16 protein-coding genes are annotated in these 15,099 nt (G+C 36.5%); 10 read left to right on the forward strand and 6 right to left on the reverse strand.

The features are described from left to right. Positions 1 to 125 precede the first annotated feature (125 nt). A complete protein-coding gene (locus VBD025_RS15915) occupies positions 126 to 2,060 on the reverse strand; it encodes a restriction endonuclease (protein WP_430787234.1) in 1,935 nt (644 codons plus the stop codon). A gap of 464 nt (positions 2,061 to 2,524) precedes the next feature. On the opposite strand from VBD025_RS15915, the gene VBD025_RS15920 reads away from it, so the two are divergent. Further along, a complete protein-coding gene (locus tag VBD025_RS15920; RefSeq protein ID WP_430791456.1) occupies positions 2,525 to 4,081 on the forward strand; it encodes an ABC-F family ATP-binding cassette domain-containing protein in 1,557 nt (518 codons plus the stop codon). A gap of 83 nt (positions 4,082 to 4,164) precedes the next feature. Here VBD025_RS15920 and VBD025_RS15925 read toward each other — a convergent pair whose 3' ends face one another. Next, complete coding sequence (locus tag VBD025_RS15925) at positions 4,165 to 5,196, reverse strand: type II TA system antitoxin MqsA family protein (protein ID WP_430787236.1); 1,032 nt, start codon at positions 5,194 to 5,196, stop codon at positions 4,165 to 4,167. A 79-nt stretch (positions 5,197 to 5,275) separates the two neighbouring features. Then, positions 5,276 to 5,674, reverse strand: coding sequence for a hypothetical protein (locus VBD025_RS15930; protein WP_430787238.1), 399 nt, complete (start codon positions 5,672 to 5,674; stop codon positions 5,276 to 5,278). 362 nt (positions 5,675 to 6,036) lie between these two features. On the opposite strand from VBD025_RS15930, the gene VBD025_RS15935 reads away from it, so the two are divergent. Continuing rightward, a complete protein-coding gene (locus tag VBD025_RS15935) occupies positions 6,037 to 6,456 on the forward strand; it encodes a hypothetical protein (protein ID WP_430787240.1) in 420 nt (139 codons plus the stop codon). A 702-nt stretch (positions 6,457 to 7,158) separates the two neighbouring features. Here VBD025_RS15935 and VBD025_RS15940 read toward each other — a convergent pair. Together VBD025_RS15940 and VBD025_RS15945 are read right to left on the reverse strand one after the other, a co-directional pair. Then, positions 7,159 to 7,719, reverse strand: a complete 561-nt coding sequence (locus VBD025_RS15940) for a GNAT family N-acetyltransferase (RefSeq protein ID WP_430787242.1) — start codon at positions 7,717 to 7,719, stop codon at positions 7,159 to 7,161. Next, a complete protein-coding gene (locus VBD025_RS15945; protein ID WP_430787244.1) occupies positions 7,719 to 8,105 on the reverse strand; it encodes a DUF6508 domain-containing protein in 387 nt (128 codons plus the stop codon). Before VBD025_RS15945 ends, VBD025_RS15940 begins: the two co-directional genes overlap by 1 nt. 175 nt (positions 8,106 to 8,280) lie before the next feature. Between VBD025_RS15945 and VBD025_RS15950 the strand changes: the two genes are divergently transcribed. The 7 genes from VBD025_RS15950 to map all read left to right on the forward strand — a co-directional run bounded on the left by VBD025_RS15950 (position 8,281) and on the right by map (position 13,207). Continuing rightward, positions 8,281 to 8,793 carry an RNA polymerase sigma factor gene (locus tag VBD025_RS15950; protein WP_430787246.1) on the forward strand — a complete coding sequence of 171 codons (513 nt, stop codon included), beginning with the start codon at positions 8,281 to 8,283 and terminating at the stop codon, positions 8,791 to 8,793. A 12-nt stretch (positions 8,794 to 8,805) separates the two neighbouring features. Continuing rightward, a complete protein-coding gene (locus tag VBD025_RS15955) occupies positions 8,806 to 9,918 on the forward strand; it encodes a DUF4179 domain-containing protein (RefSeq protein WP_430787248.1) in 1,113 nt (370 codons plus the stop codon). 315 nt (positions 9,919 to 10,233) lie between these two features. After that, on the forward strand, positions 10,234 to 10,929 hold the full coding sequence (locus VBD025_RS15960; RefSeq protein ID WP_430787250.1) for a lysostaphin resistance A-like protein: 696 nt from the start codon (positions 10,234 to 10,236) through the stop codon (positions 10,927 to 10,929). A 173-nt stretch (positions 10,930 to 11,102) separates the two neighbouring features. Next, a complete protein-coding gene (locus VBD025_RS15965; protein ID WP_430787252.1) occupies positions 11,103 to 11,546 on the forward strand; it encodes a hypothetical protein in 444 nt (147 codons plus the stop codon). Positions 11,547 to 11,584: 38 nt separating this feature from the next. Next, positions 11,585 to 11,881, forward strand: coding sequence for a hypothetical protein (locus VBD025_RS15970; protein ID WP_430787254.1), 297 nt, complete (start codon positions 11,585 to 11,587; stop codon positions 11,879 to 11,881). A 75-nt stretch (positions 11,882 to 11,956) separates the two neighbouring features. After that, positions 11,957 to 12,190, forward strand: a complete 234-nt coding sequence (locus VBD025_RS15975) for a hypothetical protein (RefSeq protein ID WP_430787256.1) — start codon at positions 11,957 to 11,959, stop codon at positions 12,188 to 12,190. A gap of 273 nt (positions 12,191 to 12,463) precedes the next feature. Continuing rightward, positions 12,464 to 13,207 carry a type I methionyl aminopeptidase gene (gene map / locus VBD025_RS15980; protein WP_430787258.1) on the forward strand — a complete coding sequence of 248 codons (744 nt, stop codon included), beginning with the start codon at positions 12,464 to 12,466 and terminating at the stop codon, positions 13,205 to 13,207. A gap of 106 nt (positions 13,208 to 13,313) precedes the next feature. Here the strand turns inward: map and VBD025_RS15985 are convergent, their stop codons facing one another. Next, entirely contained in the window at positions 13,314 to 13,676 is a 363-nt protein-coding gene (locus tag VBD025_RS15985; protein ID WP_430787260.1) for a winged helix-turn-helix transcriptional regulator, read from the reverse strand. 163 nt (positions 13,677 to 13,839) lie between these two features. Between VBD025_RS15985 and VBD025_RS15990 the strand changes: the two genes are divergently transcribed. Further along, positions 13,840 to 15,066 carry an MFS transporter gene (locus tag VBD025_RS15990; protein ID WP_430787262.1) on the forward strand — a complete coding sequence of 409 codons (1,227 nt, stop codon included), beginning with the start codon at positions 13,840 to 13,842 and terminating at the stop codon, positions 15,064 to 15,066. Positions 15,067 to 15,099: the final 33 nt, after the last annotated feature.

Below are 15,099 nucleotides of genomic sequence, written 5' to 3' on the forward strand. Positions count from 1 at the left end.
TGAAAGGGCTCACAAAATGAACGATCCAATTTTCCAGCAATCAGGTAAATCCATTAATGACATAGAAGAATTTAAGCAGTAATTCTTCAAACACAAGAAAGATGTGTTTGCGAGCTTTTTCCACTTTATCTAGACAAGAAGTTTAAAATATTGCTTATTTCAGTAACTGAGCCTGTTGCAGAATAGCCATTTTTTGTTTTTTCAATTCCTCTTATGAATGAAGAAGATAAAAATTCTAATGCACCCTCAATTTGATTCAACGCAGGAGATTGACTAAGATTTTGGTTCATTTTTAACATGATATATATGTCACGAGCAGACAATTCCCCTTTTGTGACTGAGTCATCTCTTTCTTCTGTCAGTACATCTAGAACTGAATATACTAATTTTTTTTGAAATATTAACTGAGCCCTATCTTCTGCCAAACTATCTAGATTCACAATTCCACCTTTCGAAAATATCTTTTCATATTCTTTATACCCTAAAGGAACTTCTCTGTGATTTTTCAATAAGTCAGCTAAAGCATCCACGTCTAGCAAAGCTACCTCATGCTCATTAGCTCTTTTAGCTACTCTTCCTTTGTCAAATTTTATTCCTACTACGACAATGTAATCAGCATTGTACTTCTGTTTGTGTTCTTTTAAAGTATCAAAGTCTATTAGCGAATCACTCACTGTAGGTGATGAAGTGGATTTTGCATCAATAATTATTTTATATTGTGAAACCGGAGCTGTCTTAGTTTGTGCTAGCACATCTGTTTCACCTGATTTCCCTAACCATTTACTATCATACCCTAAGTTGATAAAGCACTCATTTATAACTTTTTCAAACCGTGAAGGCAGAGTGGAATCTGAAGCTGCTTGCCTCAGCTCTATAATTAATGAATCAATTGAGTCTGTTGGAGTAGAACTATCTATGTCAAAATCATTCTCATTGATTTCATTATTATCACTAGTAAGTGACGATTCAATATTAAAGTATGATAGTACTGATTTTCCTAATTCAGAGGTTGCATATGTATAGTAATCAACTTTATATATTAATTTAGCTACTTCTAAAAAGTTCAATCGTTTACTCATACTGTCTTTATTAACAGAATACTTCTCTTTAGGTATTGCTGCTAACTCTTTTAATGTTTGAGGTTTTCTATTTAAGTACAGTAGAATTTCTAGAACAAATGTACAAATCTTATCGAGATAAAATACAAACTGAAAGTCATTTAATGATAGAATTTTCTCTCCAGAAGCTGTTACTTTGTAAGTAGTTAATGACTGACGTTCAATTAATCCCATATCTGTTAATGTTTTAATATGATGCTTTATACTATTTTCTTTTAAACCTGAAAAGACTGAGCTCTCTATAAAATCCAACAAATCATTTTGCTTATTCTGTATTAACCGTATAGTTTCTTTAATAGTTTTTAAATAATTTTCTTTCCTTCCTGCAATATATCCTAAATTGTCTAGATCCTTCTTTTTGTTATCATATATCCAATTTGGGATGCTATTCATAATTTCATCGTGTTCAGTAGTTTCGATTTCATTTTTTTTGTGTAGTTCAAAATTATCATTAATTATTTCTAGATAAACCTGACTTTTATTATTTATTTTATAAAGGTTTTCGAAACCGGAATATTCCACTACTCCCATATCTCTCAGCCACTGCAGTCGGGTATAAATCTGGCTTTTCTTCTTCCAATTTACTATTAAGTACTCCTCATTAGCAATCTTCAATAGTCTTCCAATACTCATACTATCTTGATTCAATAAGTATAGTATTTCTCCCAAAAAAATTACCGTATTACTTAAGTGTTCAAATAATATCTCATTACTTCTTGTGTTTAAAATTTTCTTCGAAATATCAGTTAGTTTCCAGCTATTGTTCTCATCTTTAAGTAAAAAACCATTCGTTCTCAATCCTATAGCCATCTTTTCTTCTAAATTGTTATTTTTAAACTTTTCCAAATAGGTGTATAGAGAATCAACAAAATTATTCGCTCTAGGGATTTCTGGCATCGAATAAATCTTGTCACTCCAGCCTTTTAAACGTAAGTAATCCATTTTTTAATTCCTTTCAACTACTTTAAATTTAATTAAACTTACTTTTTTAATAATTTCCCCTCATTTATCGATGGGTGGAGGTCTATGCTTAAAAACAATAAAACTGTTATTCACATCTTGTACAAATTATAAAAGTTATTATTTAGGAAGAAAAATTAACTTTAAATTACCAAAAAGCCACATTACTTATGATATGGTTCATCGTGATTAATTTTAAATTGTTGAAAATAAAGGTACAATCCTTTCTTAAATAATTTGGCCCATTTGTTGAATACAGTTATTGAAAAACAATCAAATTCGTACAACAAGTATAACATTCATAATTGAATATACGTATGGCTTTTTATTTAATTGTATCACTAAAGACATTTAAACTTTCACAAATCCCCCCTCCCCTCTATCACTTTTCACCAAAGACCTTTATAATAGATAAGCGAAACTTATAGAAGGAAAAGGTGTTTTACATGAGCTTATTAACAGTTAAAGATTTGACCCATGGCTTCGGTGATCGGGCTATTTTTGAAGATGTTTCTTTTCGTTTATTAAAGGGTGAACATATTGGGCTTATTGGTGCTAATGGTGAAGGTAAGTCCTCTTTTATGAATATCATTACGGGTAAATTAGAGCCTGATGCGGGGACCATCACGTGGGCGAAACACGTACGCATCGGTTACTTGGACCAGCATGCCGATCTTAGCCAGGGTATGACAATGCGCGATGTGCTTCGGACTGCTTTCAAATATCTATTTGATATCGAAACAGAAATGAACGAACTTTTTGCAAAAATGGGGGACGTTGGGCCTGAGGAACTGGAAGAATTACTGGAAGAAACTGGTCGGCTGCAGGATGCCTTAACAAACAATGACTTTTACACCATTGATGCTAAAGTTGACGAAGTTGCAAATGGACTTGGTCTGGATGAGGTTGGTTTAGAGCGTGGTGTTCACGATTTGAGTGGCGGACAGCGCACGAAGGTCCTGCTTGCCAAACTCCTTTTAGAGAAACCGGATATTTTGCTGCTTGATGAACCAACCAACTACCTTGATGTTGAACATATCGAATGGTTAAAGAAATATTTACTGGAGTACGAGAATGCATTCATTCTTATCTCACATGATATACCGTTTTTAAATAGCGTCGTCAATTTGATCTATCATATGGAGAACCAGGAACTCACTCGTTACCCTGGGGATCATAACGAATTTCTTCGTGTGTATGATATGAAAAAACAACAGCTTGAATCCGCTTTTAAGAAGCAGCAAAAGGAAATCGCCAGTTTGAAAACATTCGTTGCCAAAAATAAAGCAAATGCGGCAACGAGTAAAATGGCGACGTCACGTCAAAAGAAGTTGGATAAGATGGATGTCATCGAATTAGATTCGGAAAAACCAAAACCCAAATTCCGTTTCAAAGAAGCACGGACAGCAGGAAGGTATTTGTTCGAGACAAACGATCTCGTCATTGGATACGAAGAGCCGCTATCAAGAAAACTCAACCTGGTCATGGAACGTGGCCAAAAGCTTGCATTATCAGGAGCAAACGGAATCGGGAAAACCACGCTACTGCGGAGTATTCTCGGAGAAATTAATCCGGTTTCTGGTTCTGTAAAGCTAGGAGAGCACCTTCATATCGGTTATTTTGAACAGGAATTAAAAGAAACAACCAACCGAACATGTATTGAAGAAATGTGGGAGGATTTCCCCCACCTCACCCAGCAGGAGGTGCGCCGTTCCTTGGCTCAATGCGGCCTCACCAAGAAGCATATTGAAAGTAAAGTACGCGTACTGAGCGGAGGCGAGAAAGCAAAAGTCCGCCTTTGTAAATTATTAAACAAAGAGACCAATCTGCTCATACTCGATGAGCCAACCAACCACCTGGACGTTGACGCAAAAGCAGAACTCAAACGTGCATTGAAAGATTATCATGGCAGTGTCCTGCTCATATCACACGAGCCTGAATTTTATCAGGACATCGTCACTGACGTTTGGAATTGCGAAGATTGGACGACTAGGGTATTTTAATGAAGAAAGAAGGACTTCCCTCAAACGTTAATGGGGAAGTCCTTCTTTTTTGGTGGGACAAGCGGGACGGTTCTCTTGTCCCTCTAAAAATCATTAATTTCTTTCGCTAGATTATATGGGATAGTTTCTCCGTCAGAAGTTGCTTGGTAAGGAATTTCCTTGTGCACATAGTCAAGCATACTTTTACTTCCTAACTTGTCAAACTTTTTTAAGACTGCTTGAAGTACAGATATCTCATCTATACTAAATTTAGATAAGTTCACATTTTGTTTCGGCAACACGTTGTACACAATAGTATCGTCAACGTACGCTTCACTAACTACTATATGTGTTTGAGCATATTTTAAAATTTCATCATATGCTATCGGAACAACGCCAAGGGGTACATGTTTATAAACTTGGCCAGACATTCCTATTCCATATTTTTTACAGAATAGAAAATCGGCATACCAGAGAAGTTTCGTTAATTTTACTTTATCTAACCCCGAATTATGCTGGGCGAAGAACGCAATCATATCAAGTGTTTTCTCAAGATCTAGTTTCTTATAGCCACTTTCGTGAGATTCTTCCTTATATTCCATATATAATGATTCAATAATTTCTTTATATAAATACCTTACAGATTTTGTTTCTACAAAGTCTGATATAGTCCCTCTAATTTCTTTGTATCTTGCTTGGTCAAATTTATCTTTATGTCTTTCCAACTCATCTATGGCTAATTTAGGGTTATCTCTAACAAATCTTAATTTTTGATCATAGGTCTCATCTTGAATGGACTTGTTTTCGTACCTTTGAATCGTTACGTCTCCCCACCCTAACATATTTGCGAATTCCTTTTGATTTACTTCATATAAGGCACGGGCTTCTTTAATCTCATATGAAGTAAGAAGTCCATTAAGCGCTCTATAACTATCCTTGGCAGCCAATAAGTTTTGATTTACTATTTCTTTAGGTGAAAACTTGTCATCTTCAATAGAACAGTAGTAAAAAATTCCCTCGTATTCTACGGGGGTATTATGGACGAGCGCCTGCGTTTTATCTTTTATCACAGAAATTTCATGGACTGTATCACAGAACGGACAACTATAGGTTAATTTTTTCACGACTTCTCCCATTTTTATCATCCTTTTATCTTCTAAATTCGGTATTTGTCTCTTTTTACAAGGATTTCATTAGGCGATATCCTACCTGGTATCAAGCGTATGGTTTATTGGTAATTGGCCATCTAGGAAAATGAAAAGACATACAGAATATCTTCTTTTTTTCTTCATCACGTATCTTAAGCTTTATATAGACATTGTTATCCACTATAGTTTTTTCAAAAAACCAAAATGATGGGCTACTTGGCCTCTTAATATCAACAGCCGTTTTACAATAATCACTAGCTTTTAGGGTAACCAGCTCATTAACTACATCTTCAACATCAAACTCCAAACATAGAAGTGTATTCTGGGTTGTAAAAGGGTCAAGAGGATCTTCATGTTTTCTAGTCATTTGGATGTCTAGATTATCATTATTAACAGATAAAATTTGCCTAACTTTATAAATAAAATTATTAACTTCATCTATATCTTCAATCCAATCCTCCTGCACCGGGACACTTCCTTTAACCATTATTATACATAGTATACAATCGATTGATAATTTATTCAATAAAAATAATCAATTGATTGTTTTTCCTTATTTATTCTTTAGAAACAGAATCAGCCGGGGAAAGGATCGTTCCCGTTTTTAGTAAGGGTAAAGTAGAAGATGATCCCGAGCACTGTTACGGATCGAGAGGTTACGGTTCTTGTGGTTGGGGATGATGTGGAGATTTCTTTGAGTGAATATGCTAAATTGGTGGTCTTTTTTGTTGTTTTTACTTGGTAGACTGGATAATTATGTTAAATTGGGACAGAGGGACGGTTCTTCTGTCCCGTAGAACAAGAGGATAAAAGATTTTGGGAGGCATTATGAAAAAAACTATAAATTACCTCGTTGTTGTTTTAATCATTGTTTTATTGGTAGGTTGTAGTAATGAAGAAGAAAGAACTGAAAAAATAGAGGCATATAAAGCAGAAACTATTTCTCAGGAAGACGGAGATTATAAATTAGTTAATTCACAAATTATAATGGTAGGAAAAGATGAAAATCTGAAAGTTGAAGCTAGAGTTATTGAAGATTTATATGATAAAGACGGAAAGTATATTAAAACCCGCTTATTGCATTCAACAACTAAAAACGGCGATGAAGAGGTGTATGTTGATGAACCTATGACTATTTTATTGTCTGACCAGCATGGTGAAAGTAAACAAATGGCAAAAGAATTAACGGAACAGGAAAAGAAAGATATTAAGGAGCATATTTTAGAGCTGTTCGATAGTAAATTTTAAGGGTATTTACTGCTTTTAAATATAAACAGCGGGACAGAAGAACTGTCCCTCTGTCCCATTATAGTATGTTACATTAAATACAGAAGTTGTGTGCGATTACAACGTAGCAGTTTCTTGAACAAGAGGGTTTTTATATCGTTAAGAGTATGGGGTGTAGTCAATTGGAAAGAGCAGTTTTTGAAATGATAGCAGACAAAAGAAAGTTGTTTTTTATACTAAATTATTTTTCATTGGTGCTTCTTGGAGGCATAACGTTTCCCATAAATTCATTAAATGATCTTATGTTTTCAGTATCTATGTTAATTGTTTATTTTTACCTTGGTTTTATTTTCACTGGATTATATGATAAAAAACCTTTAGTGGTATTCGTTTCAGCATTTATATTAAATTTATTGGGATTATCGTGGCGTGTTCTATTGGAGTGGGGAGAATACTCCTTGACATTGAATTTGACAGTATTGAATGTGGGAATTCACCTAATTTTCATACCGCTATACATCACGTTCATATATCTTATCGTTCAGCAAATTAAGTGTAAAATGAAAAACTAACGATGTTTAATGTTCGATTTTTTTCTTAAAATAACAAGTGATTTAGCATTAAACATTAAATCGTTTATTTGGTTCTGTGAAGTCTTGTTAAATTACAAGGCATCGGTTTTATATAATCAGCGGGACAGAAGAACCGTCCCTCTGTCCCGCTTCATGTAAATTCATCCTTTAATATGGAGTACATAGCAAGGTCCAGGAATTCTCCATTCATAACAAAAGATTCTCTAGCAAGACCTTCGTATTTCATTCCAAGCTTCTCTAATACGCGTTGTGACTGGATATTTCCTACCATAATTGGAGCTTCTACCCTGTTTAGCTGCATGCTTTCAAACCCATATTTTAATAACTCCTTAGCAGCCTCCTGCGTAAGCCCTCTCCCCCAGTATTTATGCGATAACACGTACGTAATTTCAGCTTTAAAGTGTTTGGGAATCCAATTTACAAAATCAATCGTTCCAATCATTTTATTTTCGGTTTTAAGTTCAATTGCCCAGGTGAGTTTTTTATTTTGTTCGTAGGCAGTCGTGATATATTCCAGAAATGCTCGACTGTCTTCAATTGAATTGTGTGCTTCCCAAGGTACATAGCGCGATACCACCGCCTCTGATGCGTATTCAAATAAATCCTGCGCATCATCCATCGTTATTTTCCTTAGAATTATTCTTTCCGTTTCTAAAGTAGGTATATTTCGATATATGCTTTCTGGTTTCATCAGTAAAGCTCCCCCATCCTCCGAAGCGCTTTCTCAAATAGCCCCTTTTTCGCATAGGTTATCCATGCTCCTGAAGTAAATCTTTCATCCCTGATCATTTTCGTTAAAATAGCTTTGACTAGCTGCTCGTTTGCTGTTGAAATTTTACAATCCATTTCGTCAACATCTGTAACTCCATATTCTTCTAATGTGCTTTTGTAATCTCCATCGATATACTCCACTTCATACATACATTCCACAAACTCCTCCATTTCATGTGAATAGTTAGTATATAGAGGTGTCGCTTCGATTACGAATGGTTGGTCCCCTTCCATTATCCTTTTGGGATCCCTGGACAGTTCTTCAAAATATGGTAAAAACGCAATTAATTTATGATAGCCGCTCAATGTACCCGCCTCCGCTTTGGTTAATATGATTAATTAGAATTGTATATTTTTTTATACATTATATCTACCTCTATATTACACTGGTAAGACGATAGTACCTATTTAAATTAAAAAAAACATTTTTTACCAATAAAATACAACATTGACCCGTCTACTACATGAAAGGGGGCGCAAAATGATTGAACCTAGTTTTGAACATAAAGCTGATAAACCAATTGATAACATGGCAGAATTCAAGCAATTATACATGGAACATAAGAAAAGCGTTTTTGCGATGGCGTTATCGGTTCTCAGAGATTTTGCATTAGCGGAAGATGTGCTGCAGGAAGTGTATATCAAGCTCTTCCAGTATAGGAAGCATAATAAAATTAAAAATGTGAAAGCCTGGCTGATTACGGTATCCCGAAATACAGCGTTGGATCTGTACCGAAAGAAGAAACGGGAATTAACTGGCTTTGAAGATGATTACTTTGAACGGTTGGAATATTTAACGGAAGATCCTCTGGATAAAATGGTGCTGGCGAAGTATTTGGAGTTACTGGATAGTGAGGAACGACAGATTGTCATTATGAAAGATATCTCCGGTATGAAGCACAGAGAGATCGCTGAAATAATTGACATGCCTTTGGGAACGGTCCTCTGGAAGTATGGCGTGGCGCTGAATAAACTTAGAAAATCTATAGGATAAGGAGGTAATCGGATGGATAGAGAAAAAATAGTAAAGCATTTGGACAATGCTATTGACGATCAAGTGCCTGACGTGTGGGACAAAATTGAAAATAACTTATCTGACGAGCCTGGGTTTAAGGAAATTAAACCTCGTAAGCCTCGTTCAAAAAGTAAATTTTACAGACGGTTAACCCTAGCTGCAGTTGCCTGCCTGATCTGTTTTACGGCGATTACATTCACACCTGTATTGGCGTCGCTTCAAGGGTTGTATGACAAAATATTTTCCGATGAGCATATTGATGATGCTGGTGTTACGACCGCAATCCATAAGGGACTTGGTCAGCAGATAGATCAAACTTATTACGATAAAGAAAACGATATCACGGTACATTTTGAAAGTGTGATGACGGATGACAAGGAGACGAAGCTGTTAGTAACGTATCAAAGTGATACAACTGACTTGGAAAATTACTATATTGATCTTTTTGAAGGTGTAAGTACCATCCAATTGGTTACGGAAGATGGCCAAACGCAGGAACTGGATAATGTAGGTTGGGGCAGCGAGTATTACGACAAGGAGAAGAACAAAAAAGCCGAAGCATTGTCGTTTGAATCGATTAAAGCATTTGAAGGACAGGAAATCCGGCTGGAAATTAAAAACCTGACCATCTGGGAGGATGAGATGGGAAGTGTCGAGACAACGTGGCCAGTTGAATTTACGCTTAGTGAATCAGCTACTTCGGACAGAGAAACGTTGAAAGTAAATAAGGAATTTATGTTCAAGAACGAAACGTATACGGTTGAGACAGTGGAGTTTTCCGGGTTAGAGACGCGCGTTGTGGTTACTGGTTCAGACATTAAAGTGCATACAGATGAACAGGGTAACAAGTACAGGAAGATGAGCAAATTGGAAGAACAATTTCTCCATGCACGGAAAAATAGTAAAGAATTAGGCTATGTCGTTGATGAAGGAAAATCCGGTATATTTTTGGAATCAGCCGGTGAAAGGATCGTTCCCGTTTTTAGTAAGGGTGAAGTAGAAGGCGCAGATAATGAGTATATTATGATTTTTGCCCCTGTTACGAATCGAGAGGATACGGTACTTGAGGTTGGGAATGATGTGGAGATTCCTTTGGGTGAGTAAGATAAGAAAAGACCATCAATTTGTGTGCTGAATTGATGGTTTTTTTGTTGTTTTTACTAGGTAGACTGGATATTTATGTTAAATTAAATAGAGAGGTTGTAATTAAGAGTGCAGAGTAGTTGAACTTGTGTTTAACAATTTCCCGATTGCTGAATAAGTAAATAAATTTAGTTTATTGGAATATAAATCCGTTTATATGTACTAAGTGTGGTTTTGCAGAATGGTATGCAGATAAACCTGAAGATTTAATTTAGAGATAAATTATAATTTATCTACAAAGAGCCCACACCTCTTTTACTTAGGAGGATTTCTGTAATGAGGTTTCGTTCTAAAGATGTTTTAAAGACGGTAATGATAAGTTTGGGATGGTTAATAGCCATTTCCATCACGGGCATTATCATGTTATTTGTGTTTGGTAATCCCGACGATCCAGACGCTCTCTCATTGTTAGTGGGTATCTGTTTTATCCTCACTTTTATAATAACAATGCTTACTATTAATAAATACTTGCTTAGAAAAAATGGCTTAGGTTGGGATTCATTAGGATTTGTTCCATTGAAGAAAAAACAATTTCTATACTTAGCGTGGCAGGTACCGTTGTGTTGGCTTTTAATTTTCTTGACTGAAATTATTTTTGTGGTCTTGTTTTTTGGGGATATCGAAAATCTTCCAGATAGACAAAGTTCTGCACAAATAATGGAGATAACCCCTTTTATTTTTATAATGGTTTATTTGACTTATGCCATTTTTACGCCCATTTTAGAAGAAATAATATTTAGAGCGGGATTGTTACAGGCTCTTGAAAATAAATTAAACGCTCCTGTGGCGATGATTGGAAGTTCACTTTTATTTATGATTGTCCACGGAGTACCAGTTGTTATGCCTGCATTATTTGTTATGGGTCTATCATTTGCCTACCTTTATCAAAAGCACAAAAGCATCTACGCCCCAATTATTTTACATATGTTTATCAATGGAATAAACGTAATTGCTTTAAATGTCATTTTTTAATTTGATCTATAAATACATCAGTAAGTTGTATAAGATATTTGTGAAAGATGTACTTAAAGTAACGTGGGCTTCAATTGAATTTAGTAATTTACATAATAAAAGCAAATCTCAATGCTTAATAGCGGGACAGAAGAACCGTCCCTCTGTCCCTAAAGGGGTGGTGAATTTAATAAATGAATAATACTCTTGTGGCAAAGGTAAGAAAGTTTTTGGCTTTCTTATTGATTGCAAGTATCTTTGCCGGTCTCTCCTATTATATTGTTTACAAAGTTTCATTTTTACCAAATGGTTATAAAATTGTTGAAGTGCAAAACGATACTATATCGCTGAAATCATTCAATATGTTAGGAATTGAAAAGAATATTACAACCGCAGATTTTCCAGAAAAAGATACTTGGAAGATCAATGTCATAGAAAGTGAGGTAAGCAGCTATAAAGAATATTTATGGCTATTGTTTACTGCGACTGCTTTATCTATATCATTATTTGTTTATAAAATTCGCAGCGGAATGAAACTATGGAAAGCAATATTAAATAGTAATATTATTTTTGGCGTTTTGTTAACATTAATTCCTGTTATTCGATCATTGAATAGGATACATGATTTAATTTCCTAATCATTGAACTAACGTGTGACTGCAAGGTGGTACTTTATATGAACTATCTATTACTTATTGGAGCTATTTTTATTTTGTTATTCTCATTAAGAAAAATATCTATGATTAAGTATTCTAAAACGGATTCATCTTTAAAAGATTCTAAACAAAATGTGGTATCGCTGTTATGGGGCATTTTAGTAATTTCAGCAATAATATTTATCCCTTATCAAGTTTGGGTATTAACTGGAAGCTCTCATTATTGGGATGGAGCATATATTATAGGTGGGACCGCCTTATTAACTATAGTTCTTACTTTTGTTTTTTATTATAAAAGTACGTCGAGATACCACTAAAGGATGCTTTACTTCAATAAGGAAAGGTATTTCTTATTCAATTAACGCAGCAGATTAGTTAAATAAAGGGGAGGTATGGACTTGAATATAGTAAAGGGTATTATTGCAGTCTTAGGTATTGGAATGTTTATCTACCATTTCTTTATTGAAGATATACCGTTATATATTAGTTCTCTATGTTTGGCTCTGATATTTTTATTCTGGGGAATCGAACAAATCAAAGATAGAAGTAAGTCTGGCTATTTATATATAGTTATGTCGGGGCTAATGTCTTGTGTGGTTGTAAAAGAATTGTCTATTGTTTTATAAACACTTTTCAGCTAACGAGTGCTTTACTTCAATAAGAAAAGGTATTTCTTATTCAACTAACGCAGCAGATTAGTTAAGGAACTGATAAAACAATTTAAGCAATACTAGCGTGAGATAAATGGATTTTCTTTGCATTACAAGCATACAATCGGGACAGAAGAACCGTCCCTCTGTCCCGCTCACTATTTATGTTAAACTAATACGTGGGACTGTGAACGATTACACGTAAGCAGAATACAAATCATATGCTATGTAAAAAAGTGAGGATATACGATGATTGCAAAGACAGAAGAAGATTATAATGGATTAAAAGAAATTGGTAAAATTTGCGGGGCGATTCGGGATGAATTAGTCAATCGCACTAAACCTGGCATTACGACACGGGCTCTTGATGAAATTGCGGGTGAGATCTTTGAAAAAACGGGTGCTCAATCTGCACCAAAAGGCGAATACGATTTCCCTGGCTTTACGTGCATCAGCGTAAACGAAGAAGTTGCGCACGGGATTCCGGGGGACCGGGTTATTCAGGAAGGCGATCTTGTGAATATTGACGTCTCAGGCTCGAAAAACGGTTATTTTGCAGATACTGGGATTTCCTTTGTTGTTGGAGAGGGCGAGGTCATTTTACAGAAAATATGTGATGTGGTGAAAGAAGCATTCGACGCTGGACTCGAGAAGGCTAAACCAGGCTCGAAAAAGAGTGCGCTTGGGAAAGCTGTGCACAATGTGGCGAAAAAACATGACCTTACCGTCATTATGAATCTTACTGGACACGGTGTTGGGCGTTCGATTCATGAAGCACCGGATCATATTTTCAATTATAACGCTCGCTGGGATGATGAGATCTTAAAAGAAGGTATGGTCATTGCCTTTGAGCCGTTTATCTCAACACTTGAAGAGGAAGTATTCCAATCCGAAGACGACGGCTGGACCTTCCTGACCGACGAAAGCTTCGTGGCACAATACGAACACACGATTATCCTGACCAAGAACGGACCGATTATAACTACATTGTAATAGCATAATACGCAGAAAAATCTCAGTTCAATTGAACTGAGATTTTTTTAGGGACAGAGGGACGGTTCTTTTGTCCCAAAGGGACAGAAGAACCGTCCCTCTGTCCCTACTCGTTTAGGATGCCTTCTGCGAGGATTCCTTTTTTGGTGCCGTAAAATTTTACGATATGTTTGTCTCCCCAGGCGCAGAGTGAATCTAAAATACCTTCGAGACTTGCTCCGTACTCGCTTAATTCATACTCCACTTTCGGCGGTACCTGTTTGTAGACGATTCGATTAATTACTCCGTCCTCTTCCAGTTCCCGTAATTGCTGTGTAAGCATTTTTTGGGTGATATCCGGCATGAGTCGTTTTAATTCACTGGTTCTTTTCTTGCCATGCGTTAAATGGCAAAGAATCACCGTTTTCCACTTCCCTCCGATCACTTCTAGCGTTGCTTCTACTGATATATTATATTTCTTTTGCTTCATCCATTTCTTCTCCTTTTCTATAGGTACTTAAAAGTCCCTATAGTACTTTTCAGTCTCTATATCACTTTAAAGTGCGTTCTATCTTTATTTCATTGTATGTTTCATACTATCATTTATCGGCCGAAAAGCAATATTACTAATTTTATTTTTGGAGGAGATAAAAATGTTTGAAGATAGAAAAAAAAGCACATTTGGATTAATGGCGCTTGCCCTTAGCGCGTTTGCCATTGGAACGACAGAATTTATCAGTGTCGGGCTTTTGCCCATGATTGCCGAGGATTTAAATATTTCGGTAACCACTGCCGGATTAACGGTTTCGCTTTATGCGATTGGCGTTATGGTCGGTGCACCGGTAATGACTTCGCTGACATCCAATATGTCGCGTAAGTCGATCTTACTATGGATCATGGTCGTCTTTATCATCGGAAATACAATTGCCGCAACCGCCACTACGGTTACCGTTTTACTGGTTGCACGTGTTGTTTCAGCGCTTGCCCATGGTGTTTTCATGGCAATCGGTTCCACGATCGCAGCTGACTTAGTTCACCCGACAAAACGCGCAAGTGCTATCGCCATCATGTTTACCGGTTTGACCGTGGCGACCGTGACTGGTGTTCCATTTGGCACGTTTCTTGGTCAATTATTCGGCTGGCGCATCGCTTTTGTTGCGATTGTCGTCATTGGCATTATTGCTTTTATTGGCAACAGCTTACTCGTTCCATCCAATTTACGACAAGCAGCTCGCACGACCTTTCGTGACCAGCTGAAGTTGGTGAAAAGCGGAAGACTATTGCTTGTTTTTGCAATTACTGCTTTCGGATACGGCGGTACTTTCGTTGTATTCACGTATTTATCGCCGTTACTGCAGGAAGTTACCGGATTTAAATCTGTTACTGTGACATTGATCCTACTCGTTTACGGCATTGCGATTGCTATCGGTAATACCATCGGCGGGAAACTGGCCAATCGAAATCCTGTCCGTGCGTTGTTTTATATGTTTGCTATTCAGGCAGTCGTTCTATTTACGCTGCTGTTTACGGTACCGTTTAAAACTGCCGGGCTGATTACCATCATCCTATTAGGCTTATTTGCTTTCATGAACGTGCCAGGACTTCAAGTCTATGTCGTAACGCTTGCGGAGCGCTTTGTCCCAAGTGCTGTAGATGTAGCGTCTGCCATCAATATTGCAGCATTCAATGCGGGAATCGCTATAGGATCATTTCTTGGAGGAGCTGTTACTGCTTCGATTGGGATTATTCACACTACCTGGGTAGGCGGCATCATGGTAATCATTGCCATACTGCTGACTGGACTCAGCGGGAGACTTGAAAAAAACGAAGAAAAAGCCAGCACCAGCGAACAAAATTTCAAGCACCTCAAAGCAAACTAAGGGACACAGGGACGGTTCTTTTGTCCCAATCAA

The organism is Virgibacillus flavescens (genome assembly GCF_050574275.1).
In the GTDB taxonomy this organism is placed as follows: domain Bacteria; phylum Bacillota; class Bacilli; order Bacillales; family Amphibacillaceae; genus Virgibacillus_F; species Virgibacillus_F flavescens.

Bases quoted from the DNA above. Each gene is read 5' to 3' on its own strand.
- VBD025_RS15915 (WP_430787234.1), bottom strand. From the start codon at position 2,060: ATGGATTACTTACGTTTAAAAGGCTGGAGTGACAAGATTTATTCGATG.
- VBD025_RS15920 (WP_430791456.1), top strand. From the start codon at position 2,525: ATGAGCTTATTAACAGTTAAAGATTTGACCCATGGCTTCGGTGATCGG.
- VBD025_RS15925 (WP_430787236.1), bottom strand. From the start codon at position 5,196: ATGGGAGAAGTCGTGAAAAAATTAACCTATAGTTGTCCGTTCTGTGAT.
- VBD025_RS15935 (WP_430787240.1), top strand. From the start codon at position 6,037: ATGAAAAAAACTATAAATTACCTCGTTGTTGTTTTAATCATTGTTTTA.
- VBD025_RS15940 (WP_430787242.1), bottom strand. From the start codon at position 7,719: ATGAAACCAGAAAGCATATATCGAAATATACCTACTTTAGAAACGGAA.
- VBD025_RS15950 (WP_430787246.1), top strand. From the start codon at position 8,281: ATGATTGAACCTAGTTTTGAACATAAAGCTGATAAACCAATTGATAAC.
- VBD025_RS15955 (WP_430787248.1), top strand. From the start codon at position 8,806: ATGGATAGAGAAAAAATAGTAAAGCATTTGGACAATGCTATTGACGAT.
- VBD025_RS15960 (WP_430787250.1), top strand. From the start codon at position 10,234: ATGAGGTTTCGTTCTAAAGATGTTTTAAAGACGGTAATGATAAGTTTG.
- VBD025_RS15965 (WP_430787252.1), top strand. From the start codon at position 11,103: ATGAATAATACTCTTGTGGCAAAGGTAAGAAAGTTTTTGGCTTTCTTA.
- VBD025_RS15970 (WP_430787254.1), top strand. From the start codon at position 11,585: ATGAACTATCTATTACTTATTGGAGCTATTTTTATTTTGTTATTCTCA.
- VBD025_RS15975 (WP_430787256.1), top strand. From the start codon at position 11,957: ATGGACTTGAATATAGTAAAGGGTATTATTGCAGTCTTAGGTATTGGA.
- map (WP_430787258.1), top strand. From the start codon at position 12,464: ATGATTGCAAAGACAGAAGAAGATTATAATGGATTAAAAGAAATTGGT.
- VBD025_RS15985 (WP_430787260.1), bottom strand. From the start codon at position 13,676: ATGAAGCAAAAGAAATATAATATATCAGTAGAAGCAACGCTAGAAGTG.
- VBD025_RS15990 (WP_430787262.1), top strand. From the start codon at position 13,840: ATGTTTGAAGATAGAAAAAAAAGCACATTTGGATTAATGGCGCTTGCC.